This window comes from Pseudomonas sp. Pseusp49 (assembly GCF_059491875.1).
Window position 1 is genome coordinate 4,693,422 of sequence record NZ_CP168514.1, and the last position, 25,739, is coordinate 4,719,160.

At 62.2% G+C, this 25,739-nt stretch carries 29 protein-coding genes; 10 read left to right on the forward strand and 19 right to left on the reverse strand.

Annotation, left to right across the window (positions count from 1 at the left end; genetic code table 11):
* The first annotated feature begins 59 nt into the window (after positions 1-59).
* Positions 60-1,037: a 5'/3'-nucleotidase SurE gene (gene surE / locus ACEN83_RS20920; RefSeq protein ID WP_495578291.1), complete on the forward strand. Its 978-nt coding sequence runs from the start codon at positions 60-62 to the stop codon at positions 1,035-1,037.
* A gap of 204 nt (positions 1,038-1,241) precedes the next feature.
* Here the strand turns inward: surE and ACEN83_RS20925 are convergent, their stop codons facing one another.
* Genes ACEN83_RS20925 through ACEN83_RS20935 form a run of 3 tightly spaced genes read right to left on the reverse strand, consistent with a single transcriptional unit; the run spans position 1,242 to position 4,106 of the window.
* Positions 1,242-2,357, reverse strand: a complete 1,116-nt coding sequence (locus tag ACEN83_RS20925; protein WP_495578292.1) for a 3,4-dihydroxy-2-butanone-4-phosphate synthase — start codon at positions 2,355-2,357, stop codon at positions 1,242-1,244.
* Positions 2,354-3,280 carry a LipP1 family hormone-sensitive lipase gene (gene lipP1 / locus ACEN83_RS20930; protein WP_495578293.1) on the reverse strand — a complete coding sequence of 309 codons (927 nt, stop codon included), beginning with the start codon at positions 3,278-3,280 and terminating at the stop codon, positions 2,354-2,356. The genes ACEN83_RS20925 and lipP1 overlap by 4 nt, the downstream gene beginning before the upstream one ends.
* Positions 3,267-4,106, reverse strand: coding sequence for an SDR family NAD(P)-dependent oxidoreductase (locus ACEN83_RS20935; RefSeq protein ID WP_495578294.1), 840 nt, complete (start codon positions 4,104-4,106; stop codon positions 3,267-3,269). The genes lipP1 and ACEN83_RS20935 overlap by 14 nt, the downstream gene beginning before the upstream one ends.
* A 146-nt stretch (positions 4,107-4,252) precedes the next feature.
* Here ACEN83_RS20935 and ACEN83_RS20940 point away from each other — a divergent pair, with 146 nt between their 5' ends.
* From ACEN83_RS20940 to ACEN83_RS20955, 4 genes are all read left to right on the forward strand, one after another.
* Positions 4,253-5,296, forward strand: a complete 1,044-nt coding sequence (locus tag ACEN83_RS20940; RefSeq protein WP_495578295.1) for a 3-ketosteroid-9-alpha-monooxygenase, oxygenase component — start codon at positions 4,253-4,255, stop codon at positions 5,294-5,296.
* A gap of 136 nt (positions 5,297-5,432) precedes the next feature.
* Positions 5,433-6,563 carry a helix-turn-helix transcriptional regulator gene (locus tag ACEN83_RS20945; RefSeq protein ID WP_007986294.1) on the forward strand — a complete coding sequence of 377 codons (1,131 nt, stop codon included), beginning with the start codon at positions 5,433-5,435 and terminating at the stop codon, positions 6,561-6,563.
* An 87-nt stretch (positions 6,564-6,650) separates the two neighbouring features.
* Positions 6,651-7,199 carry an ADP compounds hydrolase NudE gene (gene nudE / locus ACEN83_RS20950; protein WP_495578296.1) on the forward strand — a complete coding sequence of 183 codons (549 nt, stop codon included), beginning with the start codon at positions 6,651-6,653 and terminating at the stop codon, positions 7,197-7,199.
* 737 nt (positions 7,200-7,936) lie between these two features.
* The gene (locus ACEN83_RS20955; RefSeq protein WP_007976884.1) at positions 7,937-8,104 is read left to right on the forward strand and encodes a hypothetical protein; all 168 of its coding nucleotides are present in this window, start codon (positions 7,937-7,939) and stop codon (positions 8,102-8,104) included.
* Positions 8,105-8,170: 66 nt separating this feature from the next.
* On the opposite strand, the gene dmpG is transcribed toward ACEN83_RS20955, so the two are convergent.
* From dmpG to ACEN83_RS20975, 4 genes are read right to left on the reverse strand one after another with little or no spacing between them, the layout of a single operon-like run.
* A complete protein-coding gene (dmpG, locus tag ACEN83_RS20960) occupies positions 8,171-9,205 on the reverse strand; it encodes a 4-hydroxy-2-oxovalerate aldolase (protein ID WP_102702278.1) in 1,035 nt (344 codons plus the stop codon).
* A 13-nt stretch (positions 9,206-9,218) separates the two neighbouring features.
* Positions 9,219-10,127 (reverse strand): acetaldehyde dehydrogenase (acetylating), encoded by a 909-nt coding sequence (locus ACEN83_RS20965; protein ID WP_477799956.1) that lies wholly within the window; start codon positions 10,125-10,127, stop codon positions 9,219-9,221.
* 18 nt (positions 10,128-10,145) lie between these two features.
* Complete coding sequence (locus tag ACEN83_RS20970; RefSeq protein WP_495578297.1) at positions 10,146-10,937, reverse strand: fumarylacetoacetate hydrolase family protein; 792 nt, start codon at positions 10,935-10,937, stop codon at positions 10,146-10,148.
* On the reverse strand, positions 10,934-11,776 hold the full coding sequence (locus tag ACEN83_RS20975) for an alpha/beta fold hydrolase (RefSeq protein WP_495578298.1): 843 nt from the start codon (positions 11,774-11,776) through the stop codon (positions 10,934-10,936). Before ACEN83_RS20975 ends, ACEN83_RS20970 begins: the two co-directional genes overlap by 4 nt.
* 269 nt (positions 11,777-12,045) lie before the next feature.
* Between ACEN83_RS20975 and ACEN83_RS20980 the strand changes: the two genes are divergently transcribed.
* On the forward strand, positions 12,046-12,816 hold the full coding sequence (locus ACEN83_RS20980) for an SDR family oxidoreductase (RefSeq protein ID WP_495578299.1): 771 nt from the start codon (positions 12,046-12,048) through the stop codon (positions 12,814-12,816).
* A gap of 106 nt (positions 12,817-12,922) precedes the next feature.
* Entirely contained in the window at positions 12,923-13,420 is a 498-nt protein-coding gene (locus ACEN83_RS20985) for an SRPBCC family protein (RefSeq protein ID WP_495578300.1), read from the forward strand.
* 181 nt (positions 13,421-13,601) lie between these two features.
* Here the strand turns inward: ACEN83_RS20985 and ACEN83_RS20990 are convergent, their stop codons facing one another.
* The 10 genes from ACEN83_RS20990 to ACEN83_RS21035 form a co-directional block, all read right to left on the reverse strand.
* Positions 13,602-14,036: a nuclear transport factor 2 family protein gene (locus ACEN83_RS20990; protein ID WP_495578301.1), complete on the reverse strand. Its 435-nt coding sequence runs from the start codon at positions 14,034-14,036 to the stop codon at positions 13,602-13,604.
* Positions 14,033-14,422: a nuclear transport factor 2 family protein gene (locus ACEN83_RS20995; RefSeq protein ID WP_495578302.1), complete on the reverse strand. Its 390-nt coding sequence runs from the start codon at positions 14,420-14,422 to the stop codon at positions 14,033-14,035. Before ACEN83_RS20995 ends, ACEN83_RS20990 begins: the two co-directional genes overlap by 4 nt.
* Positions 14,423-15,625, reverse strand: a complete 1,203-nt coding sequence (locus tag ACEN83_RS21000; RefSeq protein ID WP_495578303.1) for an acetyl-CoA C-acyltransferase — start codon at positions 15,623-15,625, stop codon at positions 14,423-14,425.
* Between the two features lie 29 nt (positions 15,626-15,654).
* Entirely contained in the window at positions 15,655-16,113 is a 459-nt protein-coding gene (locus ACEN83_RS21005) for a MaoC family dehydratase (RefSeq protein WP_007976864.1), read from the reverse strand.
* A gap of 2 nt (positions 16,114-16,115) precedes the next feature.
* Positions 16,116-16,898, reverse strand: a complete 783-nt coding sequence (locus tag ACEN83_RS21010; RefSeq protein ID WP_495578304.1) for an SDR family oxidoreductase — start codon at positions 16,896-16,898, stop codon at positions 16,116-16,118.
* 13 nt (positions 16,899-16,911) lie between these two features.
* On the reverse strand, positions 16,912-18,105 hold the full coding sequence (locus ACEN83_RS21015) for an acyl-CoA dehydrogenase family protein (protein WP_495578305.1): 1,194 nt from the start codon (positions 18,103-18,105) through the stop codon (positions 16,912-16,914).
* Positions 18,102-19,274, reverse strand: a complete 1,173-nt coding sequence (locus ACEN83_RS21020; RefSeq protein ID WP_495578306.1) for an acyl-CoA dehydrogenase family protein — start codon at positions 19,272-19,274, stop codon at positions 18,102-18,104. Before ACEN83_RS21020 ends, ACEN83_RS21015 begins: the two co-directional genes overlap by 4 nt.
* Before the next feature lie 150 nt (positions 19,275-19,424).
* Positions 19,425-20,834: an ArnT family glycosyltransferase gene (locus ACEN83_RS21025; RefSeq protein ID WP_007976858.1), complete on the reverse strand. Its 1,410-nt coding sequence runs from the start codon at positions 20,832-20,834 to the stop codon at positions 19,425-19,427.
* A gap of 3 nt (positions 20,835-20,837) precedes the next feature.
* Complete coding sequence (locus tag ACEN83_RS21030; protein WP_258681886.1) at positions 20,838-21,116, reverse strand: lipid-A-disaccharide synthase N-terminal domain-containing protein; 279 nt, start codon at positions 21,114-21,116, stop codon at positions 20,838-20,840.
* Positions 21,113-21,853 carry a glycosyltransferase family 2 protein gene (locus ACEN83_RS21035; protein ID WP_495578307.1) on the reverse strand — a complete coding sequence of 247 codons (741 nt, stop codon included), beginning with the start codon at positions 21,851-21,853 and terminating at the stop codon, positions 21,113-21,115. Before ACEN83_RS21035 ends, ACEN83_RS21030 begins: the two co-directional genes overlap by 4 nt.
* 303 nt (positions 21,854-22,156) lie before the next feature.
* Between ACEN83_RS21035 and ACEN83_RS21040 the strand changes: the two genes are divergently transcribed.
* Positions 22,157-22,801, forward strand: a complete 645-nt coding sequence (locus ACEN83_RS21040; protein ID WP_116581577.1) for a YceH family protein — start codon at positions 22,157-22,159, stop codon at positions 22,799-22,801.
* A gap of 370 nt (positions 22,802-23,171) precedes the next feature.
* Here ACEN83_RS21040 and ACEN83_RS21045 read toward each other — a convergent pair whose 3' ends face one another.
* Both ACEN83_RS21045 and ACEN83_RS21050 read right to left on the reverse strand, forming a co-directional pair.
* Positions 23,172-23,690 (reverse strand): cupin domain-containing protein, encoded by a 519-nt coding sequence (locus ACEN83_RS21045; protein ID WP_495578308.1) that lies wholly within the window; start codon positions 23,688-23,690, stop codon positions 23,172-23,174.
* A gap of 9 nt (positions 23,691-23,699) precedes the next feature.
* Positions 23,700-24,518 carry a shikimate 5-dehydrogenase gene (locus ACEN83_RS21050; protein WP_495578309.1) on the reverse strand — a complete coding sequence of 273 codons (819 nt, stop codon included), beginning with the start codon at positions 24,516-24,518 and terminating at the stop codon, positions 23,700-23,702.
* A gap of 246 nt (positions 24,519-24,764) precedes the next feature.
* Here ACEN83_RS21050 and ACEN83_RS21055 point away from each other — a divergent pair, with 246 nt between their 5' ends.
* Both ACEN83_RS21055 and ACEN83_RS21060 read left to right on the forward strand, forming a co-directional pair.
* Positions 24,765-25,130, forward strand: coding sequence for a hypothetical protein (locus tag ACEN83_RS21055; RefSeq protein ID WP_103395354.1), 366 nt, complete (start codon positions 24,765-24,767; stop codon positions 25,128-25,130).
* A 392-nt stretch (positions 25,131-25,522) separates the two neighbouring features.
* Positions 25,523-25,717 carry a hypothetical protein gene (locus ACEN83_RS21060; protein WP_007976845.1) on the forward strand — a complete coding sequence of 65 codons (195 nt, stop codon included), beginning with the start codon at positions 25,523-25,525 and terminating at the stop codon, positions 25,715-25,717.
* The last annotated feature ends 22 nt before the right edge of the window (positions 25,718-25,739 follow it).

Below are 25,739 nucleotides of genomic sequence, written 5' to 3' on the forward strand. Positions count from 1 at the left end.
ATTTCTTCGGTCGGGGCGTTGTGCTTTGTAAAATCCGCGCCTCCCACGGAAGAGTCCCCATGAACAAACTCCTCACCGGCGTCATCGCCATGGCCAGCGTTGGCCTGTCGATGCAGGCCAACGCCCTGAACATCCTGCTGACCAACGACGATGGCTGCCGCGCACCCGGCATCGATGCGATGTACCGCGCCCTGACCGCTGCCGGACACAAAGTCACCCTGGTCGGCCCGTTGAACGACAGCAGCGGCATCAGTGCCGCCAGCGTGGTCGTGCCCGGTCAGGCCCTGGCGGTGACCGAACTGGCGCCGGGCCGGTATTGCGTCGGACCACCGCAGGGCTACACCCCACCTGCCGGCAAGACCTCAGCCATTGGCACGCCGGTGGATGCGGTCAACGTCGGCCTCGACGTGATCCTCAAGGATTCGCCGCCGGACCTGGTGGTCTCGGGCAGCAACTTTGGCGAAAACGTCGGCCCGCTGACGCAGATGTCAGGCACCCTCAACGCGGCTGTGCGGGCGATGTTCAAAGGGGTTCCGGCGGTGGCGGTGTCCACGGCCATCGACATGGACCTGATCATCCGCGACCAGCAGGCTGGATACCGCAAGACCCTCGGCGCGATGGACGACACGGCGCGCTTTGCCGTGAAGGTGATAGAGCAGGCGAGCCTGGCCGGTACAGAAGCCAGACAGGCCTGTGCAAGGAGCAAACATCAGTGCGATTTGAACGTGCTGGGCCTGCCGGGCGTCAGCGGCCTGAACCTCAACTACCCGCCGCTGAAACCCGATGAGGTCAAGGGCGTGAGCTTTGCCCCGATCGGCAACTGGGACCGGGTGAACTTCACCTCACAACGTGGCGCCGACGGCGTGGTCCACGTCAACCTGGCCGCCCCGCTGTCACCGACCGAAGCCCAGCAAAAGGCCGATGCGTACCAACTGTGGCAAGGCCATGCGGTGATCACCGTGATCGACGGCAACATGACGGCACCGGCGGCGGTGCAGGATCAGGCGAAGATGATGTTGCGCGGGATCAAGCCTTAAGTTGAATCCGTGGGAACACACTGACCTGTGGCGAGGGGGCTTGTCGGATCGCCGCACCGCCCCGTTCGGCTGCGAAGCAGTCGTAAAATCGGCGAATGCGTTCTCACTGAAAAACGCGAACGCTGATTCCAGGGCCGCTGCGCGCCCCAACGGGGGCAAGCCCCCTCGCCACAAAAGCTCGCTCCCACAGGTTTTGTATTTGCTTTAGCCTGCGGGCTGAAACGGCACGAACTCAGTCACCTCCAGATCAAACCCGGACACGGCCTTGTAGGGCACCGGCGAGCTCATCAGGCGCATTTTGCGCACGTTCTGGTCGCGCAGGATCTGGGCGCCGATGCCCAGGGTCCGTTGCGGAAACTGCGGTGTGCGCGGCTTGCTGCCGCTGCGCTGGCGCAGTTGTTCGAGCACGCCGTCGGCGGTTTCCTTCTGTGCCAGCAACACCAGTACGCCGTTACCGGTGGCGGCGATGCTCGCCAGCGAGCGTTCGAGGGTCCACTGCTGTGTCCCGCCTTCGCTATCACACCCCAGCACGTCACGTAACGTCTCGATGCTTTGCACCCGCACCAGCACCGGTTGCGTGCTGTCGATCCGGCCCTTGACCAGCGCCAGGTGCAACGCGCCCTGGTAGGTGTCCTGATAGGTCGTCACCTGGAACTCGCCATGGCGTGTCTGTAACGGATACTCACCGCCGCGCTCGATCGTGCCCTCATGCAGGATGCGGTAGTGAATCAGGTCGGCGATGGTGCCGATCCGCAAGCCATGACGTTGGGCGAAGTCATGCAACTCGGCACCACGGGCCAGTTCACCGTCCTCGTTGAGAATGCCCACCAGGGTTGCCGCCGGTTGCCGCCCCGCCAGCCGTGTCAGGTCGCAAGCGGCCTCGACATGACCGGCGCGCTGCATCACGCCACCGGGCAAGGCCTGCACCGGGAAGATATGCCCCGGTTGCACCAGGTCCGCCGGTACGCTGGCCGGGTCGACCGCCACCTGGATCGACCGCGCCCGGTCTGCCGCCGAGATGCCGGTGGACACCCCGGTGGCGGCTTCGATCGAGCGGGTAAACCCCACGCCATGCTGCGCCCGGGAGTTGGGCACCATCAGGTCCAGGCCCAGCGCGCGGCAGCGCTGCTCGGTCAGGGCCAGGCAAATCAGCCCGCGTGCCTGCACCGCCATGAAGGTGACGGCCTCGGCCCCGGCCTGTTCGGCGGCCATCAGCAGCGAGCCTTCGCCGTTGTGTTCATCGTCGGTGATCACCACCATCTGACCGGCACCAATGGCCTCGATCAGTTGCGGCACCGTGTTGAAGGCCAGGCCACTCATTGGAGTGCTCCACGCAAATCGGCGCAAGCGTCTGTCAACGCTTGTGCTGCGGCTTCAACAAACGGCGCCATGCTGATAAAACCGTGGATCATGCCTTCGTAACGCTGCACGCGCACCACCACACCGGCTTCGCGCAGGCACTCGGCCAACGCTTCGCCCTCGTCCCGCAGCGGATCGAACCCGGCGCTGAACAAGGTGGTCGGCGGCAAGCCTGCCAGGCTTTCGGCTCGCAATGGCGAGGCCAACGGATCATCCGCCTGTCCATCCTCTTGCAGGTATTGCTGCCAGAACCAGCGCATCGCCTTGGCCGAAAGCAGATAACTTTCGGCGAATTCTTCGAAGGACTGACTGTCGCATCCGGCATCGGTGACCGGGTAGAACAGGCACTGATAGCTGATCTTCGGTCCCTTGCCTCGCGTCGCCAGCTGGCTGACCGCCAGCGCCAGATTGCCACCCGCACTGTCGCCGGCCACGGCCAGTCGGCTGCCATCGAAACCAAGCTCGGCTGCGTGCTCAACCAGCCAGCAGGTGGCCGCATAGCAATCGAGGGGCGCCGCCGGGAACGGGTGTTCCGGGGCCAATCGATAAGCCACGGACACCACCACCGCCTCGGTCTGGCGCGCCAGCGAACGGCAAAGATTATCGTGGGTATCGAGATTGCCCATGACAAATCCGCCGCCATGGAAATACACCAGCAACGGCAGGTCGGGCGCTTGCGATGGCCGGTACAGCCGTGCATCCAGATCACCGTCCGCGTCGGCCACTTTCAGATCGCGCACCTCGCTCATCGGATCGCCGGGGATGGCCGGCAGCAGGTTATCGGAGAACTGCCGGTACTGAGCGGCATCGACCTGGCTGAAATCGGGCTCCGGGAGGTCGCGAAATTGCTGGAGAACCCCGGCGATCTGCTTATCGAGCGGCATGGGCATCGTCCTCTACGTCGGTCATTTGAAATTGCGGATTGGTCTCGCCCAGGATGCTTTGTACCCGGCGCTCAAGGGCCGGCTTGAAACCCTTGTGGGGCAGGATCCAGAAGCGTTTTTGCGCGACGGCGGCGAACACTTGCGCAGCCAGTTCCGCCGGGGTCATGCCCTGGCGAATGGTGCTGTCGAGCAGTTGACTGAAGTCGGATCCGGCGCTGTCCACCACCTGGTTCGACGCCATGATTTCACTGGCCACCGGCCCCGGGCACAGCACCGAAACCGACACCGGCGCTCCGAGCATGGCGAGTTCGTAATGCAGGGTTTCCGAGAGCGCGACCACCGCCTGTTTGGTCACGTTGTACGGCGCCATCAGCGGGCTGCTGACCAGCCCGGCAAGGGACGCGGTGTTGATCACATGGGCTGCCCGGCCCTGGCTGAGCAACAGCGGCACGAAACTGCGAATGCCGTTGATCACGCCGCCCAGGTTGACGTCGAGCATGCGCTGCCATTGTGCTTCGGTGATCTCCCAGCTGAAACCGGTCTGCATCACCCCGGCGTTGTTGAACAGCAGGTCGACCCCGCCAAAGTGCTCGACAGCCCGGTCACGCAAGCGCTCGACCTGCTTCACCACACCGACATCGGTGACGCAGGCAATCGCTTGCGCACCAGCGGCCTTCAATTCGTCGCACAGGGCTTGCAGGCCCGCCGCATCCCGATCCGCCAGCACCAGGCGCATGCCCAGCGTCGCCGCGTGCTCGGCCAAGCCTCGGCCAATACCACTGGCGGCCCCGGTAATCACCGCGACCGGCCCTTGTTCATTACTCATCGCCAACTCCTGCCATGGGTCCAATGGCGCCAGTAGAGCGGGCCTGCTTAAAGCAGCCATCGTCCATTCAGACGATGCCCGCTTTTACAGGGGCGGCAGAATCCCTTACATGCGCCAACCCCGTGATCCCTTGGGAGAATAATAAGATGAGTACCCTGCACCGCATCGAAGCCAAACTGCTGGAAGACCGCTACGCCCGTGGCTGGCATTGCCTGGGCCTGGCCGCGCAATACCGCGACGGCAAGGCCCATCGCCTGGAGGTGTTCGGCACCCGCTTGGTGGCGTTCCAGGGTGAAGACGGCGAACTGCATATTCTTGATGGCTACTGCCCGCACATGGGCGCCGACCTGAGCACCGGTTGCGTTGAGGGCAACTCGATCCGCTGCCCGTTCCACGCCTGGCGCTGGGGCGCCGATGGCGTGTGCGACGACATCCCCTATGCCAAGCGCATTCCGCCACGGGCCAGGATCAAGAGCTGGCCGATCATGGAAGAAAACCAGCTGCTGTTCGTCTGGAATGACCCCGAAGGCAACCCGCCGCTGCCGGAGCAACGCATTCCGCGCATCGACGCCTGCTACAGCGACGAATGGGCTGCATGGGAAGTCGCCGAATTGCAGATTGGCACCAACTGCCGCGAACTGATCGACAACATCGCCGACATGGCGCACTTCGGCACTGTGCACGGCGCGCCGGTCGATGAGTTCATCAACATTTTCGAAGGCCACCTGGCCACCCAGATCATGCGCGCCCGCAGCGAACGCCTGTCCGGCGACAGCGTGTTGACCACCGAAGCCACCTACTTCGGCCCGGCCTATCAGATCACCGAAATGAACGGCGCCATGAACGGCCAGCCGATCCACTCGATCCTGCTCAACTGCCATGTGCCGATCGATCTGGACAGTTTCACCCTGCGCTACGGCGTGCTGGTGAAAAAAATCCCGGGGCTCAGCGAAGAGCAGAACCAGGAAATGGCCAAGGCCTATGTGGCACAGGCCCAGGCAGCCTTCTACGAAGACGTGGCCATCTGGCACAGCAAGACCCGCGTCGACAACCCGCTGCTGTGCGACGGCGACGGTCCGGTCTATCAGTTGCGCCGTTGGTACGAGCAGTTCTACACCGACGTACAGGCGCTGTCGGCGGACGTTGCCGAACACAAGAAGTTTGTCGTGCGCGCCAGCGAACGGGTTTGATATCAGCGGCTTTTCGCCCGCCCCGGGCCTGATCGGCAGCCGCCTGTCAGGCCCTGAGCCCGAGCGTTGCAAGGAGTCGATACCGGCGCTTATTCTCGGCCACCGCCAACGCTAATAATAAAAACGGTTTTTCCCTATGCAGCAGAGCCTCAGCCTCGATACGTTCAGTGATTTGATCGGCAACCTCTATCAGGGTCCGCTGGAAAACATTCCCTGGGCGACGTTCCTCAATCAGCTCAATGTGCATCTGAACAGCAAGTACGTGACCTTCATCCTGCGTCCGCCCAGCGCCCACGTGGACGGCTTGATGGTCAACACCACCGGCACTTCGACCGAGGCGACCGCGTCGTACAACAAACACTTTTTCAGCCTCGACCCCTTTGTCGACCTGCCCAACCGCCAGGTCGTGACCCTCGCCGAGTTCGTCTCCAACGACGACTGGCAGAATTCCGAGTTCTACAAGAACTTCCTTGAACCGGTGGACGTGTTCCACATCCTCGGTGCCGACATCAACACCGTCGACGGCGCCCAGTGTCGCATTCGCATCAGCCGCGGACGTGACGACAAGCCTTTCGGTAACGAAGAAAAGGCCATGCTCACGCATTTCATTCCGCACCTGGAGCGGTCGATCAAGATCCACATGCAGCTCAACCGCATCGAAGCCGAGCGCAACCTGTACGCCGGCGCGGTGAACCAGATGGCGGTCGGCACGATCATCCTCGACGAGTCCGGCAAGGTGCTGCAGACCAACCAGGTGGCCGACCGGCTGATCCAGGAAAAGGACGGCATCAAACTGGTCAACGATGGCCTGCAGGTGGGCACGGCCCGGGACACCCAGGAGTTCCGTCGCCTGGTCAAGCAGTCGCTGCTGTCGCAAAAGAGCAGCAACCCGTCGGTGGTCGAAGCCCTGCGTGTGCAGCGACCGTCCGGCAAAGCGGACCTGGGGATCATCGTGCGCTCGGTGCCTTTGACCGACTGGAGCGAAGGCAAACAGTGCCCGACCGTGGTGATTTTCATCAGCGACCCGGAACAACAGTCCACCGCACCGCAGGAAATCGTGCGTGCGCTGTTCGACTTCACCCCGGCGGAAACCCAGCTGGCGATGCTGCTGGCCAACGGTCTGACCCTGGACGAAGCCTCGGAAGAACTGGGTATCAGCCGCAACACCTCGCGGGCCCACCTGCGCTCGACCTTCTCCAAGACCGGCGTGACCCGCCAGACCATGCTGGTGCGCCTGATCCTGCGCAGCGTGGCGACCCTCGGCTGAACCTCATTGCCGCCCTCGTCCGCTCGGACGATGGCGGCCCCCGTTGTACAGCGCACAGTGTCCTTATCCCAAACAGGGGACTGCCCCATGCGCAACTGCCCAACCATCCTCAAGACTGAACTGCTGGCGCAAAGCGGCCACTTTCAGATCGAAGCCCTGCACCTGCAATTCAGCAACGGCCAGCAGCGGGTCTACGAACGCCTGCGCGGCACCGGTTATCGCTCGGTGATGCTGGTGGCGATGCCTGATCCGGAGCATGTGCTGCTGGTGCGCGAATACGCGGTCGGTGTGGAAAAAACCATCCTCGGCCTGCCCAAGGGCGGCGCCGAGCCCGATGAAGACTACCTGCAGGCGGCGCAGCGCGAGCTGAGCGAAGAAGTCGGCCTGCGCGCCGCACGCCTCACCGAGCTGGGCGAGCTGACCCTGGCACCGGGGCATTTGTGCCATCGCTACCGGGTGGTACTGGCCGAACAGCTGAGCCCCTGCCAACTCGAAGGCGACGAACCCGAACCCCTTGAATGCCTGCGAGTCCCCCTGGCACAGATCCCCGAACTGGTGGCCCGCGGCGACCTCCATGAAGCCCGGGCGATTGCCGCGCTGTTCATGGCCATGGGCGCCATAGCACGCCGTGGTTGATACCCCCATCCTTGTAGGAGCTGCCGAAGGCTGCGATCTCTTGATCTTGCCCTTGAAAATCAAAAGTTCGCAGCCTCGTTGCACTCGACAGCTCCTACAGAGGAGGTTGCGGCGCTAATACACCGTAATTGATACACCCATCCTTGTAGGAGCTGCCGAAGGCTGCGATCTCTTGACCTTGCTCTTGAAAATCAAAAGATCGCAGCCTCGTTGCACTCGACAGCTCCTACAGAAGAGATTGCGGCGCTGTTACACCGTGATTGATACCCCCATCCTTGTAGGAGCTGCCGCAGGCTGCGATCTCTTGATCTTGCCCTTGAAAATCAAAAGATCGCAGCCTCGTTGCACTCGACAGCTCCTACAGTGGGCATTGCCGCGCTGTTACACCGTGATTGATACACCCATCCTTGTAGGAGCTGCCGCAGGCTGCGATCTCTTGACCTTGCTCTTGAAATCAAAAGATCGCAGCCTCGTTGCACTCGACAGCTCCTACAGTGGGCATTGCGGCGCTGTTACACCGTGATTGACACACCCATCCTTGTAGGAGCTGCCGAAGGCTGCGATCTCTTGATCTCGCTCTTGAAAATCAAAAGATCGCAGCCTCGTTGCACTCGACAGCGCCTACACAAGGGATCCGCGGAGCTTCACATTGATCAACTAGTCCATTCGGACGAAGCCGCTCGCCATCCGCCGCCCTAACCTGTCTCTACAACAATAAAACCGTGTCGAGACCCACCATGCGCAAATCCACTTGTGCTCTGTTCATCATCGTCTGTGCTGGCGCGTCCACCAGCCTGTGCCAACTGTTCAAAAACGAAGCCTATCGACCGACCACGGCGTATTTCAGCTGTGCGAGCACGGCGATCAATTGTTATCCACCGCTGGTACGTAATCTGTTGCCTTGAGCGCAAAATTTCACCGGGCATAAAAAAACCACCGAATCATCGGTGGTTTTTTCGTTGCTGCATGGATCAGGTTGGCAATACCCCACGGGCCCGCGACAAGGTCAACGCCAGGTCTTCAATCATGTCCTCCTGCCCACCCACGGTCCCGCGTCGGCCCAGTTCCACCAATAGCTCCCGAGCAGCAATCCCGTACTTCTGCTCAGCCCGTTTGGCGAACAGCAGGAACGAGCTGTAGACCCCGGCATAACCCAACGTCAGCGCATCGCGGTCGAGGCGGATCGGCTGGTCCATCATCGGCACCACCAGGTCTTCGGCCACGTCCATGATCTTGTACAGATCCACGCCACTGTTGACCCCCATGCGCTCCAGCACCGCGACGAACACTTCCAGCGGCGTGTTGCCCGCACCCGCGCCAAGGCCCGCAACGGACCCGTCGATGCGTGCAGCACCGGCCTCGATGGCGGCCAGGGAGTTGGCGATGGCCATGCCCATGTTGTGGTGGCCGTGGAAGCCGACTTCAGTCCCGGCGTTCAGGCCGGCACGCAGGGCACCGATCTTTTGCGTCACTTCATCGGGCAGCATGTAGCCGGCCGAGTCGGTGCAGTAGATGCAATTGGCGCCGTAGCTTTCCATCAGCCGCGCCTGCTCCAGCAGTTTCTCCGGGCTGACCATGTGCGCCATCATCAGGAAACCGACGGTGTCCAGGCCCATCTTCGCCGACATGCCGATGTGCTGGCCGGACACGTCCGCTTCGGTGCAATGGGTCGCCACGCGAATCGTGGATACGCCGTGTTCATGGGCCATTTTCAGATGATCAAGCGTACCGATCCCCGGCAACAACAGAGCCGAAACCTTGGCCTGTTTCATCTGCGGGATCACCGCAGCGAAGTACTCTTCGTCGCTGTGGGCCGGGAAACCGTAGTTCAGCGACGCACCGCCCAGGCCATCGCCGTGGGTGATTTCGATCAGCGGCACACCGGCCGCATCGAGACCGGTGGCCACCGAGACCATTTGTTCAATGCTGATCTGATGCTGTTTGGCGTGCATGCCGTCGCGCAGGCTCATGTCATGCAGACGGACGCTCTTACCTTGCAAATTCATGGCAATTCTCCACTCAACGGACAGGCAGTTGCAGGGTGCCCTTGTGGGCTTCTTCGGCGAACATCTCGGCCGTGCGCAAACCGGCGGCGGTCATGATGTCGAGGTTGCCGGCGGACTTGGGCAGGAAATCGCCGAGGCCTTCGACTTCGATGAAGATCGACACCTTGCGCCCGTCGAACACCGGCCCGTTGATCAGCTTGTAGCCGGGCACATAGCGCTGCACCTCGCGAACCATTTCCAGTACCGAGGTGCGGATCGCATCCTGGTTCGGCTCGTCATCGGTCAGGCAGTGGATGGTGTCGCGCATCATCAGCGGCGGCTCGGCCGGGTTGATGACGATGATGGCTTTACCGCGTCGGGCACCGCCGATCTTCTCCACCGCACCGGCGGTGGTGCGGGTGAATTCGTCGATGTTCTGTCGGGTGCCCGGGCCGACCGAACCGGAAGAGACGGTGGCAACGATTTCGCCGTAGCTCACCGGTTGCACCCGCGACACCGCCGCCACCATCGGGATGGTCGCCTGGCCACCGCAGGTGACCATGTTGACGTTCATTGCCAGGCTCGACGCGTGCTCCTTGAGGTTGACCGGCGGCACGCAGAACGGGCCGATGGCCGCCGGCGTGAGGTCGATCATGATCACCCCAAGCTCGTTGAGCTTGCGGCTGTTTTCCGCGTGCACATAGGCCGAGGTGGCGTCGAAAGCGATGCGAATATCATCGTCGAGCACGTGCGGCAGCAAGCCGTCGACTCCGCCGGCGGTGGTTTTGATGCCCATTTCCCGGGCACGTTTCAGGCCTTCGGATTCGGGGTCGACGCCAACCATCCATACCGGCTCGATCCATTCCGATCGACACATTTTCATCAGCAGATCGGTGCCGATATTGCCCGGGCCGATAATGGCCGCTCTGAGTTTTTTGCTCATGGGGTCAAACTCCAAAAGTCAGGCGCAGAAAGACACCCGGGCACTGCCCAGGCCATCGATGGTCAGAGAAAAGCGGTCGCCGGCACGGGCCGGTTCCAGTGGCACCAGGGAGCCGGACAGGATGATTTCCCCGGCCTTGAACGGAATGCCGAAGGCACCCAGGGTGTTGGCCAGCCAGGCCACCGCCGTCAATGGATTGCCCTGCACCGCCGAACCCAGGCCTTCGCTCAGGGGTTCACCGTTCTTGAACACACGCATGTGCAAGTTCGGCAGGTCCAGCTCGCGGGGGTCGACCTTGCTGTCGCCCAGTACGAATACGCCGCAGGAGGCGTTATCAGCGACCGTGTCCTGGATGCGGATGCGCCAGTCGTGAATCCGCGAGTCGACGATCTCGAAGCACGGCATCACGTATTCGGTGGCGTCCAGCACATCGGCTTCGGTGATGCCGGGGCCGACCAGGTCGCGCTTGAGCTTGAAGGCGATTTCGCCCTCGGCGCGGGGCTGGATCAGTTTGTTCGCCGACAGGGAAATGCGCGCATCGTCATCGAACGACATCTGCCGGGTGATGAAGCCAAAATCCGGCTGATGCACGTTGAGCATCTGCTGCACTGCCGCCGAGGTCACCCCGATCTTCTTGCCGACGATCTGGTCACCGGCCGCGACCCGACGCTCAATGGCGTACAGGGAAATGTGATAGGCGTCTTCGATGCTGATCGACGGCCAACGCTCGGTCAGCGGCGCCAGGGTGGAGCCGCTGCGCAGCGCCTGATAAAGCTCTTCGCCGAACTCACGGCGCAATTGCACGCTCATCCGCGGGCCTCCTGAAGAAACGCCAGGCACTGGCTGTTGAAATAGTCACGGTGCTCGACCTGAACCCAATGCCCGCACTCGCTGAGCATCACGAAACGGATTTTGCTGCAGTGTTCAAGCATGGTCAGGGCACCGGAGGACGGGCAGAACTTGTCGTTCATGCCCCAGAAACCGAGGATCGGGCACTGCAACTCACCCAGGCGCGACGTCATGTTCGGCACCTGCATGGTCGACAGCACGCACACCGGCTGCTGTTGCACCACGGCCACGCGCTCGTCGACCGTCTCGTCGCTGATCAGGCTTTCGTCGAACAGTTGCAGAGCCAGCAGCCGACGCATGCCCGCCGCATCGTTCAGCTCACCCTTGGCGAAGGCCGCGCCCATTTTCTGGATGCCTTCCATCTGCAGGTAATACTGTTCCTTTTCCATCAGGCCACCGGGCGCCATCAGCACCAGACGGCTGACACGCTGCGGTTGGTCGAGGGCCAGTTTGATCGCGATCGCGCCGCCCAGGGAGTTGCCAACCAGCACACAACGCTGGATGTCGAGGGCATCGAGCAAACCGCTCAGGGCCGCGACAAAGAAGTCCAGGGTGTAGAGGGTGTCGGGTTTGTCCGAGGCGCCGTAGCCAGGCAGGTCGGGAACGATGACCCGGTAACCGGCCTCGGCAAACACCGGGTAGTTCTGCTTGAAGTTGCTGTGACCGCTGGCGCCCGGCCCGCTGCCATGGATGAAAATCACCGGCTCGCCGTTGCCGCCATCCTTCCCGCTTGTATCCACATAGCGCAGCTGCAAACCATCCGGCAGCGTAACGAAGTGCCCTTGCGCTGAAGCGCCCATAAGGTGTCCTCCCGGCCTGTTGTTGTAGTCGGATTATTCAGGCGGGCCGGGTGCGCAACATCGTCCGACAGGACTACGCCCCTGTAGGAGCGAGCCTGCTCGCGAAAAACGCCAGGACACCGTGGGGCATCAGGTTTTACGCGTTATCGTTGACGTCCATCGCGAGCAGGCTCGCTCCTACAGAAGGCCCTAGTCTCATCGGACGTTGGATTACAGGGACCACAGACCTAGCATCGACGGCATTCCCGAGCGGCAAAAAGAGAATTCCCATGCTTGATCCAATGGACTTTCGCGGCAAAGTGGTACTGGTCACCGGCGGTGGCAAAGGTGTGGGTCGCGGCATTACTCAGCGCTTTCTGGACTGTGGCGCCGAAGTGGTGATCTGCGGTCGCGAAGCCCCGCCATCCTTGCCTGCCAGCGGCGGGCGCGAGGCGCTGTTCGTGCCCTGCGACCTGCGGGATGTCGAACAATCCGGACGCTTGATCGCACAGATCGTCGAGCGTTTCGGCCGCCTCGATGTGCTGGTCAACAACGCCGGCGGCTCACCGAATGCCGACGCGGCCACGGCATCTCCCCGTTTCAGTGAAGCGATCATTCGCTTGAACCTCATCGCACCACTGAACCTGTGCCAGCAGGCCAACCAGGCGATGCAGGCCCAGCCCGACGGCGGCGCGATCATCAATATCTGCAGCGTCAGCGCCACCCGCCCCTCCCCCGGCACCGCCGCCTATGGCGCGGCCAAGGCCGGTCTGCTGAACCTGACCACCTCGCTGGCGGTGGAATGGGCGCCGAAGGTGCGGGTCAATGCGGTCACCGCCGGGCTGATTCTCACCGAACAGGCGGCCATGCATTATGGTGACGACGCGGGCATTGCCCGGGTGGCGGCGACCATTCCATTGCAACGCCTGGCGACCCCGGAGGACATTGGCGATACCTGCCTGTACCTGGCGTCGTCTTTGGCCCGTTATGTCAGCGGCGCGGACATTGCGGTGCACGGTGCCGGCGAGCGACCGGCGTTTCTCGGCGCGGCACAATCCTGAAAAGATCGCAGCCTGCGGCAGCTCCTACACAAGATAATGCCGTACCTGTAGGAGCTGCCGCAGGCTGCGATCTTTCCAGCATTCGAATAACAAAAGGAGTTCCGACATGCCCGCAATCGCCAGCCACAGTGTTTTACTCAATCTCCCGCCACAAGCCGCCTGGACCAAACTGCGCGACCTGAGCCTCGCCCCGCACTACGTGCCAGGGCTGACCGGTTGCCAGTTTCATCCCGGCGCAACGGAAGGTGTCGGCGCCAGTCGCCGTGTGTTGCGCAAGGGCGGTCAGTACCTGGATGAAAGCGTGATGCAGTGGCAGGAAGGCACGGGGTTCGTGCTGCTATTGCACAAAGGCAGCAATGGTTCGCCCTTTCCGTTTCGCGAGGCCAGCTTCAGCTATGCCCTGCAAGCCGAAGGCAGTGCGACCCGCATCACCCTGCAAATGCGTTACAGCCTGCGCGGTGGCCGGTTGGCAGAGTGGCTGCTGGCCAAGGCCTTCGACAAGGTCGTGAGGCAGATTGCCGAGAACCTCAAGGCGTACTACGAAACCGGCCGGACGCAGAATTCTGATATGGCTTTGAGCACATCCAACATTGATGTCGCCTGACACGCCGCCTTCGCGGGCAAGCCCGCTCCCACAGGGGGATTGGGGTGTGCGCAAATACCAGGCTCACCCTAAAACCAGTGGGAGCGGGCTTGCTCGCGAAGGGGCCGGAACATCCAACATCAATGTTGCCTGACACACCGCCAGCGAGAGCAAGCTCCCTCGCCACAATTGTCGCCAGTGTTCAAGGGCGCGCCACTTCCGAGTGAGCGGTAAAATGGGTGGCGACGATCTTCCATTGGCCGGCGATACGCTGGTAACGGTCCTTATAGAAGCCGCCCAACTGCCGCGTCGCCCCGCTCTCGCCATCCAGGTTGAAATACCACAGGGCCCAACGGCCCCGGGCCTGATCCTCGTCCAGCACCTCGATTTCCGGGTTGGCGCCATGATGCAGGTCGATCACCCGCGCATGGCAGGCCAGTTCACCGTACAGCGCGACAAAACTGTCGCGCTCACGAAAGATCCCCAACGGACCGTAATCGATCAGCACTTCACCCTCGGCAAAGCAGTCGGCAATCACCTCGACCTGCTTGAGGTCGCAGGCGTTGAGGTAGCGATGCTTGAGCTGGCGGATGTCCTCCAGCGCTTCCAGGCGGGCGATCCGCTGTTCCAGGTTCATGCTTCACCTCGCGCAGTTACGTTAACTTCACTCCAGTAGGCTTTCATCGAGCGGATCTTTTCGTCGGCATCGAACTCCATCACATCAATCACATGCAGCGAGCACGGTTGCCCGCCCCACTCCATGTCGACCCGGAACGGTATCGCCCCGCAACCGTTGAGCGTCGCGCGCACCGGGCCGGTCCGGGTTGCCGAGACCTTCATCGCCCCCAGTCCTTCACGATAAAAACGCGCGATGGCGTCGATGCCCTGCAACGGCGCCTGGCCGACCGGGTCTTCAACGGTGGCGTCCTTGGCGTAGAGCGCGAGGATGCCTTCGATGTCGCCGGCATCCACCAGCTCCACATAACGCGCCATGGTCGTCTGGATCTGCTGTGCGCTGATCATTCAGACCACCTCGAACAGGGCGGCGGCGCCCATGCCGCCACCGATGCACATGCTCACCACCACATAGCGCAAACCGCGACGCTGGCCTTCGACCAACGCATGGCCGACCATCCGCGCCCCGGACATGCCGAATGGATGGCCGATGGAAATCGCCCCGCCGTTGACGTTCAGGCGCTCGGCGGGAATGCCCAGGGTGTCGCGGCAGTACAGCACTTGACAGGCGAACGCTTCGTTCAACTCCCAGAGGCCGATGTGGTCCATGGTCAGGCCGTGGCGATTGAGCAGCTTGGGAATGGCGTAGACCGGGCCGATGCCCATCTCGTCGGAATTGCAACCGGCGACCGCCATGCCGCGATAGATCCCCAGCGGTTCCAGGCCGCGCTTCTCGGCCATTTTCGCGCTCATCAACACCGAGGCCGACGCACCGTCGGACAACTGCGAGGCATTGCCGGCAGTGATAAAACGCCCCTTGTCGCTCCACTGACCGCCCGGCCATACCGGCTCAAGTGCATTCAGGCTCTGGAGGGTGGTGTCGATACGGTTGCATTCGTCACGCAGCAAGGTCACGGTTTCATAACTGGTTTCACCGGTGGCCTTGTCGAACAGTGCCTTGCGACTGGCCAGCGGCGCGAGTTCCCGGTCAAAGCGCCCGGCGCTCTGGGCCTGTGCGGTACGCAGTTGGCTCTGGTAGCTGTATTCGTCCTGCTCGTCGCGGGAGATGCCATAGCGCGCGGAGACGATCTCGGCGGTTTCGATCATCGGGATGTAGGCGTGCGGGTCCAGCTCGATCACCGAAGCCGACTGGTTGCGATAGAGGTTCTTGTGCTTGTTCTGCACCAGGGAAATCGACTCCAGGCCACCGGCCACGGCGATGTCGATTTCGTCGCACATGATGCCTTTGGCGGCCATGGCGATGCTCATCAGGCCCGACGAGCACTGGCGCTCGACGGCCATCCCGGCAACCGATGCCGGCAAGCCGCCGGCGATCGCGCACAGGCGTCCCAGGTTGTAGGACTGCGTACCCTGCTGTGCGGCGGCGCCAATGATCACGTCGTCCACTTCACCCGGCTCGATGCCCGCGCGACGTACGGCTTCGCGCACCACGTGGCCACCCAGTTGCGGCGCCTCGGTGTCATTGAACGCACCGCGAAAGGCCTTGCCGATCGGAGTACGGGCGGTCGAAACGATGACGGCTTCTTTCATGCTGGATTCCTCGAAAATGCTGTTGAAGGTCAGGCCGGGTAATAGCGACTGATGGTGTCGACCACACAGCCGGGGCGTTCCTCGCCGTCGATGTCGACGCTGACGCGGATGGTCGCCTGCACGCCGCCCTTCACTTCCTCGACCGCGATCAATTGCGCACTGCCGCGCACCCGCGAACCGACGCGTACCACCGAGGGGAAGCGCACCCGCTCGCAGCCGTAGTTGACGCCCATGGCCAGGCCACGGACTTCGACGATCTGCGGCAGGAACAGGTTGACCAGTGACAGGCTCAGGTAGCCATGGGCGATGCAGGCGCCAAACGGGCCATCGGCGGCCTTGAGCGGATCGACGTGAATCCACTGGTGATCGCCAGTGGCGTCGGCGAACCGGTCGATGCGGTCTTGCTCCAGCAGCAACCAGTCGCTGACGCCGAGCGATTGGCCAACGGCTTCGAACAGGGCCATCGGCGTGTCGAAAATACGTGGCATGGTCACGCCCTCTGGCTGGATACCGACAACACTTCGCCGGTCATGTAGGAGCTGTAGTCGCTGGCCAGGAACATCATCACGTTGGCCACTTCCCAGACTTCGGCGGCGCGGCCGAAGGCTTCGTTGGCGGCAAGTTGATCGAGCACCGCCTGAGGCGCGGATTTGCGCAGGAAATCGTGCAGGGCGATGCTCGGGCTGACCGCATTGATGCGGATGCCATAGTCCGCGGCTTCGACCGCTGCACAGCGAGTCAGCGCCATGACGCCGGCCTTGGCCGCGGCGTAGTGCGCCTGTTCTTTCTGCGCGCGCCAGCCCAGTACCGAGGCGTTGTTGACGATGACCCCGGCACGCCGCTCCATCATTTTCGGCAGCATGGCGCGGGTCATGCGCATGGTGCCGGTGAGCGTCACATCCAGCACCCGGTTCCACTCTTCGTCGCCCATCTCCACCAGCAGGCGCGAGCCGCCGAGGCCGGCATTGTTGATCAGCACATCGACGCCTTGCAGATCGCGCTCGGCGCAGGCAATCAGCTGCTGCACCAGGGCTTCGTCGGCGACGTTGCAGACCTGGCCGAAGACCTGCTGCAGCCCGGTGGTTTCGCGAATTTTCAGCACTGCTTCGGCCAACCGACCTTCATGGATATCGCTGATCATCAGCGCCCGGCAACCTTCTTCGGCAGCGCGCACGGCGGCGGAAAAACCGATCCCGGCACCCGCCGCCGCGGTGATCAGTACCGACTTGCCGCGCAGCAGGCCGCGCCCTTCAACATATTGAGGTACAGACATGAACTCTCTCCTTTCAGACGCGCGGACGCGGCTCTTTGGGCATGCCCAAGGCACGCTCGGCGATGATGTTGCGCTGGATTTCGTTGCTGCCGCCGTACAGGGTGTCGGCGCGGCTGAACAGGTACAGCGACTGCAAGCGAGTCAGTTGGTAAGGCGCCGCTTCGAGCAATTCCGCTTCGGCGCCGAGTACGTCCATCGCCAACTTGCCGAGGCTGGCGTGCCAGGTCGACCAGAACAGCTTGTAGATGGTCGCCTCTTTGCGCAGCGAACCGTCCTGGCTACCCGAAAGCATGCGCAGCGAGTTGTAGCGCATGATCCGCAACCCGCTCCAGGCTTCGGCCAGGCGCTGGCGCAGGATCGGATCGCGGTCGGCACCGTTGGCTTTAGCAATGGCGATGATTTCGTTCAGTTCGTTCTGAAACTGCATCTGCTGGCCGAGGGTCGACACACCGCGCTCGAAACCGAGCAGCGCCATGGCGATCTTCCAGCCGTCGCCCGGCGCGCCGATGATGTTGGCGGCGTCAGTGCGGGCATCGTCGAAGAACACTTCGTTGAACTCCGAGGTGCCGGTCAGTTGCTCGATAGGCCGCACGGTGATTTGCGCCTGGGCCATCGGCACCAGCAGGAACGACAGGCCGCGATGGCCGACGCTGCCAGGTTCCGTACGAGCGATGACAAAGCACCAGTCCGATTCGTGGGCCAGGGATGTCCAGACTTTCTGGCCATTGATCACCCATTGGCCGCTCGCCTCATCCAGCGTGGCGCGGGTCTTGACGTTGGCCAGGTCGGAACCGGCGCCCGGCTCCGAATAGCCCTGGCACCAGAACGACGTGCCGCTGACGATTCCCGGCAAAAAGCGCTGTTGCTGTTCAACCGTGCCGAACGCGGCAATGGTCGGCCCGGCCAGGCCTTCGCCGATATGGCCCATGCGACCGGGGCCGCCGGCGCGGGCGTATTCTTCGTGGAAAATCACTTGCCGGGTGATCGACAAGCCACGCCCGCCATGTTCCGGCGCCCAGCCGACGCAGGTCCAGCCACCCTCGGCGAGCTTGCGCTCCCAGGCTTTGCGCTCTTCGGGAAACATGTGCTCATCGCCCGGACCGCCGCGAAAGCGCAGGGCTTCGAATTCGCCGCAAAGGTTGGCGCTCATCCAGTCGGCCACTTCCTGGCGGAAGCGTTCGTCCTGTTCGCTGAAACTGATTTTCATGGCTGCTCTCCAAGAATCACCGAAGCAATCCGCTCGCGATGCCAGGCCGGTAGCCCGAGGAAGCTCTCGCTGGCGCGGGCGCGCTTGAAGTAGAGGTGCGGGTCGTATTCCCAGGTGAAACCGACGCCGCCATGCAACTGGATCGCCTCGGACGCGCAGTCGAAATAGGTCTCGGAGCACTGTGCCTTGACCAGCGCCGCCGCCAGCGGCAGTTCGGCCGCGACCTGCGGATCGCCCTGGGGATCAAGGACTTCCTGGGCCACGCACGCGGCATAGTAACTGGCCGATCGCGCGCATTCGACTTGCAGCATCATGTCGGCGGCGCGGTGTTTGAGGGCCTGGAAACTGGCAATCGGGCGCCCGAACTGTTGGCGTTCCTGCATGTAGGCCACGCTGAGGTCGAGCACCTGCTGCGCGCCGCCGGTCTGTTCGGCAGCCAGGCCGATGCAGGCCAGTTGCAGGACGCGCTCAAGGTGCGGCCAGCCGTGACCGAACTCACCCAGCAGCGCGTCAGCTTCAAGGTACAGGCCCTTGAGCTGGATCCGCGCCTGACGTCGGGTCTGGTCCATGGTCGGCAACATCTGCCGCTCGATGCCTGCGCTTGCGGCGCTCACGGCAAACAGGCTGATACCCTTTTCGCCAGTGGTTCCGGGTTGTCGTGCGGCAATGATCAACAGATCAGCGCCATGCCCATCGAGCACATGCTTGAGCGTGCCATCGAGGACAAACCCGTCGCCTTCGGCCACCACCGTTGCCTGGACATCGTCGGCCGACCAGCCGTTGGCACTGCTGAACGCCAGGGTCGCCGTCACGCTGCCATCGGCGATCGACGGCAACCAGCGCTGTTTCTGTTCATCATTGGCGGCCAGCAACAGCGCGGGTGTGGCCATGCAGGCGGTGGCGAAAAACGGCGAGCACAGCAAACGCCGGCCCATCTGCTCGAGCAGGATCGTCAGCTCGACAAAGCCCAGGCCAAGGCCACCGTAGGTTTCGGGGATATGAATGGCGGGCCAGTACATTTCCTGGCACAACCGCTGCCAGAGGGCTTCATCGAAGCCCCGTTCACTGACCATTGCCGCCCGCACGGCGGCTGAATCCGAGACATCGGCGAGGAAGCCCTCGGCCGATGCGCGGATCATTTCCTGTTCGTCGCTGAATGCAAACTCCATCGCGGCGCCTTCTGCTCGTTTGGCGGGGCGCGCATGGCGCAACACCCCTTTGAGCATGAAGTTTGGCGCCGCCCGGACGCGGCAGAATCGTTAGCCCTGCCTAGTCCGAACGGGTGATGTGCTGCGGTGACTGCTCAGCCGGGAAGCCGATCAGCGACAGTCGCCCCCCATGCGCACAAGCAGCGCTGAACGGTGCGGCTTGAGGTACGGGTTGATTTCACCGACCTGGCACGACGCCAGGTTCTGCAGTTCAGCCGCGAGAGGCTCTTGCAGGAACAGCAGCCCCGCCGGACGGGACCCGGACTGCAACTGCGCCACCGTCAGCGGCGCCACCGGCCGGCCCATGTAATAGACCAGGCGGATATCCGGCTCACCGAGGGTATAAGCCTTCTGCCCCGGCTGGCTGTCGGCCAGCGTGGCAACCTGCTCAAGACCGCCGACCCGGTGCGACAACACCCGCGCTTCGACGAACATGTAGAACACCACGAACCCGGCCAGCATCACGTAGGGCACAACGGCCAGGACCGTGCGCCAGCGCCCCTTCAGTTCGTCGAGCAGCGCCGACCAGTGCATCGCCAGCAGCAACGCCATGGACGGATAGACCGGCAACAGGTACTTGCCATGCTTTTCGGTGAACAGGGAAAACACCAGCAGCGGCAACAGGCTGCAGCACAGCAGCATGCCGGCCTCACGGCGCGCGCGGATCATTGCCCAGAACTTGCGCGGCTGTACAAACACGATCAGCCAGAACGGGAAGAAATCACCGGCCAGGTACAGCAGATAGGCATACCAGGCCTCGGCGCCCTGCCCGTCGATCTTCTTCACGATGTCTTCGCTGATGATCGAGGCCCAGATGCCCCAGCCCTGGCTCACCGACACCGCCACGTACCAGGAACTGCCCAGCACCAGGGCAATCAGCCAGCCCCAACCGTCACACAGATAAGCCTTGGCCCGGGCATCGCGGTAAATCAAGGCATAGGTCAGGATCGGTGCCGTCACCCACAACAGGCAGACCGGCCCTTTGGTCAGCAGCGCGCACCCCAGCAGTACGTAGCTCAATCGACTCCACAGGGCCCGCCCCTGCAGGAAGATGAACTGCCAGGCCGCCAGCAGCGCGCCGAAGCACAGCAGAGTCAATAGCATCTCGATTTCCGAGCGCCGTGCGAACAGGCTGAAGGCACCGTTCGCGGCCAGGAACACCACGGCGAACAATCCGACCTGCCGCCCCGCCTGCCGGACGCCGTACAGATAGGTGCCAAAACAGCACAAGGCGGCAGCCAGCGCCGAAGGCAGGCGCACGCTCCACTCGGACAAGCTGCCCAGCACCGCCGTTGAAACCAGACCGGCCCAATAGAAAAACGGCGGCTTGGAGAGATACAAGTCGCCGTTCATGTAAGGCAGCAGCCAGCTACCCGCCTCGCGCATTTCGCGCACGGTAACGGCGCGGCGGGCCTCGTTGACACTGAGGAACGGCACGCTGCCCAGTCCCCAGAAAAACAGCAACGCAACCGCGATGGCCACGAGCAACGTAATATTTCGGGTCGATAACGATCCGCGCATGACCTACTCCTTCAGGCTTTTACTTTTGGCGATCAACTGCAGGTTGCGAAAATAGACAAGGGAGCCGAAGGCCTGCCCGACGATGAACACGGGGTCCTCGCGGTAAATGGCATAGGCCAGCAACAAAGTGCTGCCGACGATGCTCAGGTACCAGAAGCTCACCGGGATCACGCTGCGTTTCTTGTACTCGCTGTACAGCCACTGCAGGACAAACCGCCCGGTAAAGGCGATCTGGCCAACAAAACCGACGGCCAGCCAGAGGGCTTCGCGGGAGAGATTCATCCTTCTATCTCCTGGGCAATGGTGTTCAGCCGCGTGCGCTTGATCAGCCACCAGACGCCGAACAAATCGAGAATGCCGACCAGTGCGCGGTCGAGGTTGCCGTATTTCGACACCCCGGCCGTGCGCGGCCGGTGGTTGACCGGGTGCACGATCATGCGCCCGTTGTGACGCTGGATCAGCGCCGGAATGAAGCGGTGCATGTGGTCGAAGTATGGCAGGCGCAGGAACGCCGCGCGCTCGATCAGCTTCAGGCCGCAACCGGTGTCCGGGGTGGCGTCCTTGAGCAGGCGGCGGCGCAGGTTGTTGGCGAACCGCGAGGCGTAGCGTTTGCTCGCGGTGTCGCGGCGATTGACCCGGTGCCCGGCGACCAGCTGCACATCGGCCTTGCCCGGTTCGCCGCGTACCAGCGCCAGCATCCCGGGGATGTCCGCCGGGTCGTTCTGGCCGTCGCCATCGAGGGTCGCCAGCCATTGCCCGCGGGCCTCGCGGGCGGCGTGGTACAGCGACGTGCTCTGCCCCAGCGACCGCTCGTGATGGAGGATGCGCAGGGTGTTCAGCCCGCTCTGGCGGATCTGCCGCAGTTCCTGCAGGGTCGAATCGGTGCTGCCATCGTCGACGACGATGATTTCGTACGACTCATCGGCCAGCGCCACGCGGATTTCCTCAATGAGCGGCTTGAGGTTGTTCGCTTCGTTCTTGGCGGGAATCAGTACGGATACAAAAATGTCTTGGCTCATGGAGTCACTCTCGCCTTTATTGGATTTCTTTTATCAGAGGCGAATCAAGGTGTCGTACACCGGCCGACTCGATGCAGTACTCAGCTTTTCACGGCGATGACGCCAACAGTGCCCCGTCCCGTGGACACACTCGCGCGACCTCGCACACGGTGCCCGGCCGTTTGTAAAAATCGCGTCAATATTCCATGCACTTTTTGTCATCATTGCCCTGATGACACAGCGAATTCTGTTGCCATTGGCGCCTGCCCATCTAAAGTGCACCCACGCAAGTGAAAAACATGAATCGGCTAAGGATGCAGAACCATGAGCACTGAGCAAGAGACGACTTTTGACGAACCACGGCTCAACAGCACGGAAATCCGCATTCTGGGTTCGTTGATCGAGAAAAAGGCCACCAGCCCGGAAACCTATCCCCTGACCCTCAATGCGCTGGTGATCGCCTGCAACCAGAAAACCAGCCGCGAACCGGTGATGAACCTGACGCCGGGCCAGGTCGGCCAGAGCCTGCGTGCACTCGAAGGACGCGGCTTCGCCAGGCTGGTGATGGGCAGCCGTGCCGACCGCTGGGAACACAAGGTCGACAAGGCCCTGGAACTGGTGCCGGCGCAGGTGATCCTGACCGGGCTGATGTTTCTGCGCGGCCCGCAGACCGTCAACGAACTGCTGACCCGCAGCGGCCGCATGCATGAATTCGAAGACGCCGAACAGGTCGTGCATCAACTGGAACGCCTGATTGCCAGGGGCCTGGCCGTGCTGATACCGCGTCAGGCCGGCCAGCGCGAAGACCGCTACACCCACGCCCTGGGTGATCCGGCGGATATCGAGGCAATCATGGCGGCCCGGCAGAACCCGTCCGAGCGCGGCAGCAGTGGGGTTTCGGTTGAACGGATCGAGGAGCTGGAAGCGCGAATTGCGGCGCTGGAAGAGCGGTTGGCACGGCTGGAATAGCCTGGATTTTTGCCTGGCACAAAACCTGTGGGCTGACTGACATTTGAGATTGACACAAAACCTGTGGGAGCGGGCTTGCTCGCGAAAGCAGTTTGTCAGTCACCTCAATGCTGGATGTGCCGACGCTTTCGCGGGCAAGCCCGCTCCCACAGTGGATCGGTGGACCGACTGGCATTTGTGATTGACACAAAACCTGTGGGCTGACTGGCTTTGTGATTGACACAAAACCTGTGGGAGCGGGCTTGCTCGCGAAAGCGGATTGTCAGTCACATCAATGCTGGATGTGCCGACGCTTTCGCGGGCAAGCCCGCTCCCACAGTGGAGCTGTGGACTGACTGGCATTTGTGATTGGCACAGAACCTGTGAGAACTTACTCCCCGTCCCAGTAATCCACCCCATCGGCCTGCCGGGCCACCGCGACAAATCCCGATGCATTACCCTCGGCATCGACTTTGAAGTCATCCATCACGGCATATTTGCCGGAATCCGGGTATTCGCAGATCTCCGGCGATTGCTGGGTGCTGACGGCCAGATACCGCAACTCGCCGTTGCTGGTATTGATGATCTGATGGGCCTTTTCAGGCCCACCCGGTGGACAGGCGATCACATCTCCGGCGCGGATTGGAAAACGCTCGTCTCCCAGGCGAACGTGCCCTTCCCCGGCCACGACGTAGAACATTTCCTCGTTGACTCGATGGCTGTGAAACGGACTGCCGCGCATGCCCGGCTCCAGCACATACAGGCGATATCCCAGCTTTTGCGCCCCCAGTTGCTGACCGACTCGGGCCAGACGCTGTTGATAGCGACCGGCGGTTTCACCGGTCGGCGCAAACCCTTCGGGCAGCGGTTCAAGCTCGACAGTGTTCAGATTGAGAATGGGCGGGTGCATGGACACCTCCTAGCTGCGGGCAAAAGCCACGGCCTTCTGGAACTGCTCATCCGTTGGCCGTACACCGGTATAGAGCACAAATTGCTCCAATGCCTGGATCGCGATCACTTCCAGCCCGGTGATGACCCGCTTGCCTTCGGCACGGGCACGCACGATAAGCGGCGTTTCCGAGGGGATCGCCACCACATCGAAGACGGTGTCTGCTTTTTCGATCACATCGCCCTCGAAGGCCAGTTGCTCGGCCTCCGGCCCTCCCGTCATGCCGATCGGGGTGACATTGACCAGCATCTGCGGGCGACGATTGCCCAGCTCTGCCTGCCACTCATAGCCCAACGACTGCGCCAGTGCCTGCCCGGCGCGCTCGTTGCGGGCCACGATCAGGCCGTTCTCGTAGCCGCCATCGCGCAAGGCGCTCGCCACGGCCTTGGCCATGCCGCCGCTGCCGCGCAGGGCAAAGGTCGAGTCTTTGGGCACCTGGTGTTTTTCCAGCAACTGGGCAACGGCGATGTAATCGGTGTTGTAGGCCTTGAGATGACCGTCGGTGTTGACGATGGTGTTGATCGATTGAATGGCGGCGGCAGAGGCGTCGAGCTCATCCACCAGGGCAATGCAGGCTTCCTTGAACGGCATCGACACGCCACAACCACGAATGCGCAGGGCGCGAATGCCGGCGACGGCGCCCGGCAGGTCCTGGCTGGCAAAGGCCTTGTAGTAAAAATTCAGGCCCAGTTGTTCATACAGATGATTATGAAAACGCAGGCCAAAGTTCCCGGGGCGCCCTGAAAGGGACATGCACAGCTGGGTGTCTTTGTTGGGGTTCATCTGCATGGCAAAGCTCCTTCAAATGCACTTTTCGGATGGACGGGATTAGCCGTCCATCGGGATCTGATCGATCATGAAAGCCTGGACGCACAGGCTTGAGCAGGTCGGTAAGAAAGTCGGTACAGACCTTACACAAAATTTACCCGGCGGCCGTGCTGTTTTTCGAAAAAACGCTGTCTTAGAAGTATCCCCGCGACAATCCCTGGGTCTATTGCAGACGCAGGCGCCGGGCTGAAGAAACGAGGAACTATCATGATCCGTAAAATCCCCACAGTAGCCTTGCTGATCGGCGCCCTCGCTATCGCGGGACAGGCGCAAGCCCATGGTGGTGGCAATTACTGGCAGGGTCCGGCGGTGTTTGGCGCGATCGTCGGTACTGCCATCGTAGGTTCGGCTCTGATCAACGCCAACCGCCCGGTCTATGTCGCGCCACAACCGGTCTACGCAGCACCGCCTCCGGTTTATTACGCGCCACCGCCCCCGGTTTACTACCAGCCGGCCCCGGTCTACGTGCAGCAACCGATCTACTACCGCCCGGCCCCGGTCTACTATGGGCCACCCCGTGGTTACTACGGCCCGCCACGCGGCTACTACGGCCCCCACTACGGCCGCTGGTAACGAATTCATCAAGCCCCGCTGAAACAGCGGGGCTTTTTTATGGGACTTCACGGAAACATCTGTAGGAGCTGCCGAAGGCTGCGATCTTTTGATTTTGCTTTTGCGATCTGGAGATTGCTGAAAATCGAAAGATCGCAGCCTCCGGCAGCTCCTACAGGTATCGGTGTTTCCCGGAATGACATGAACTACCTTTTTTATGCCCATTGGGCGGTACAGGTCTGGATAAATCTCGCCAAGGTCGCTATCGGGACAGTGCGCGCGGCAGAAACGGGCAAGATGGACTCGACCGGTTTTCTGCCGTGCGGCGAAAAACGGTCATATTTTTGTCATGACAGATCCGCAAGCTCGGTGCTGTCCGTCGAAAACAGGTTGATAACAACAAGGACGACCACATGCCAACGCAAAACCCGCACCGCATCGTCGGTCTGTGCACCTCCAGCAAGGTGTACAACGCACTGACCGAACTCAAGCACCTGGAAGGTCATCGCAGCGCCAAGTTTCTCTCGCTGCTGACGCAAAACCTGGTGCGCAAGGGCCTGCTCAACGAGCAGGAAGTGGTCAATATGCTCGATCAGGTGGTCAACTGACCGACCAACGGTCATTTGCCCC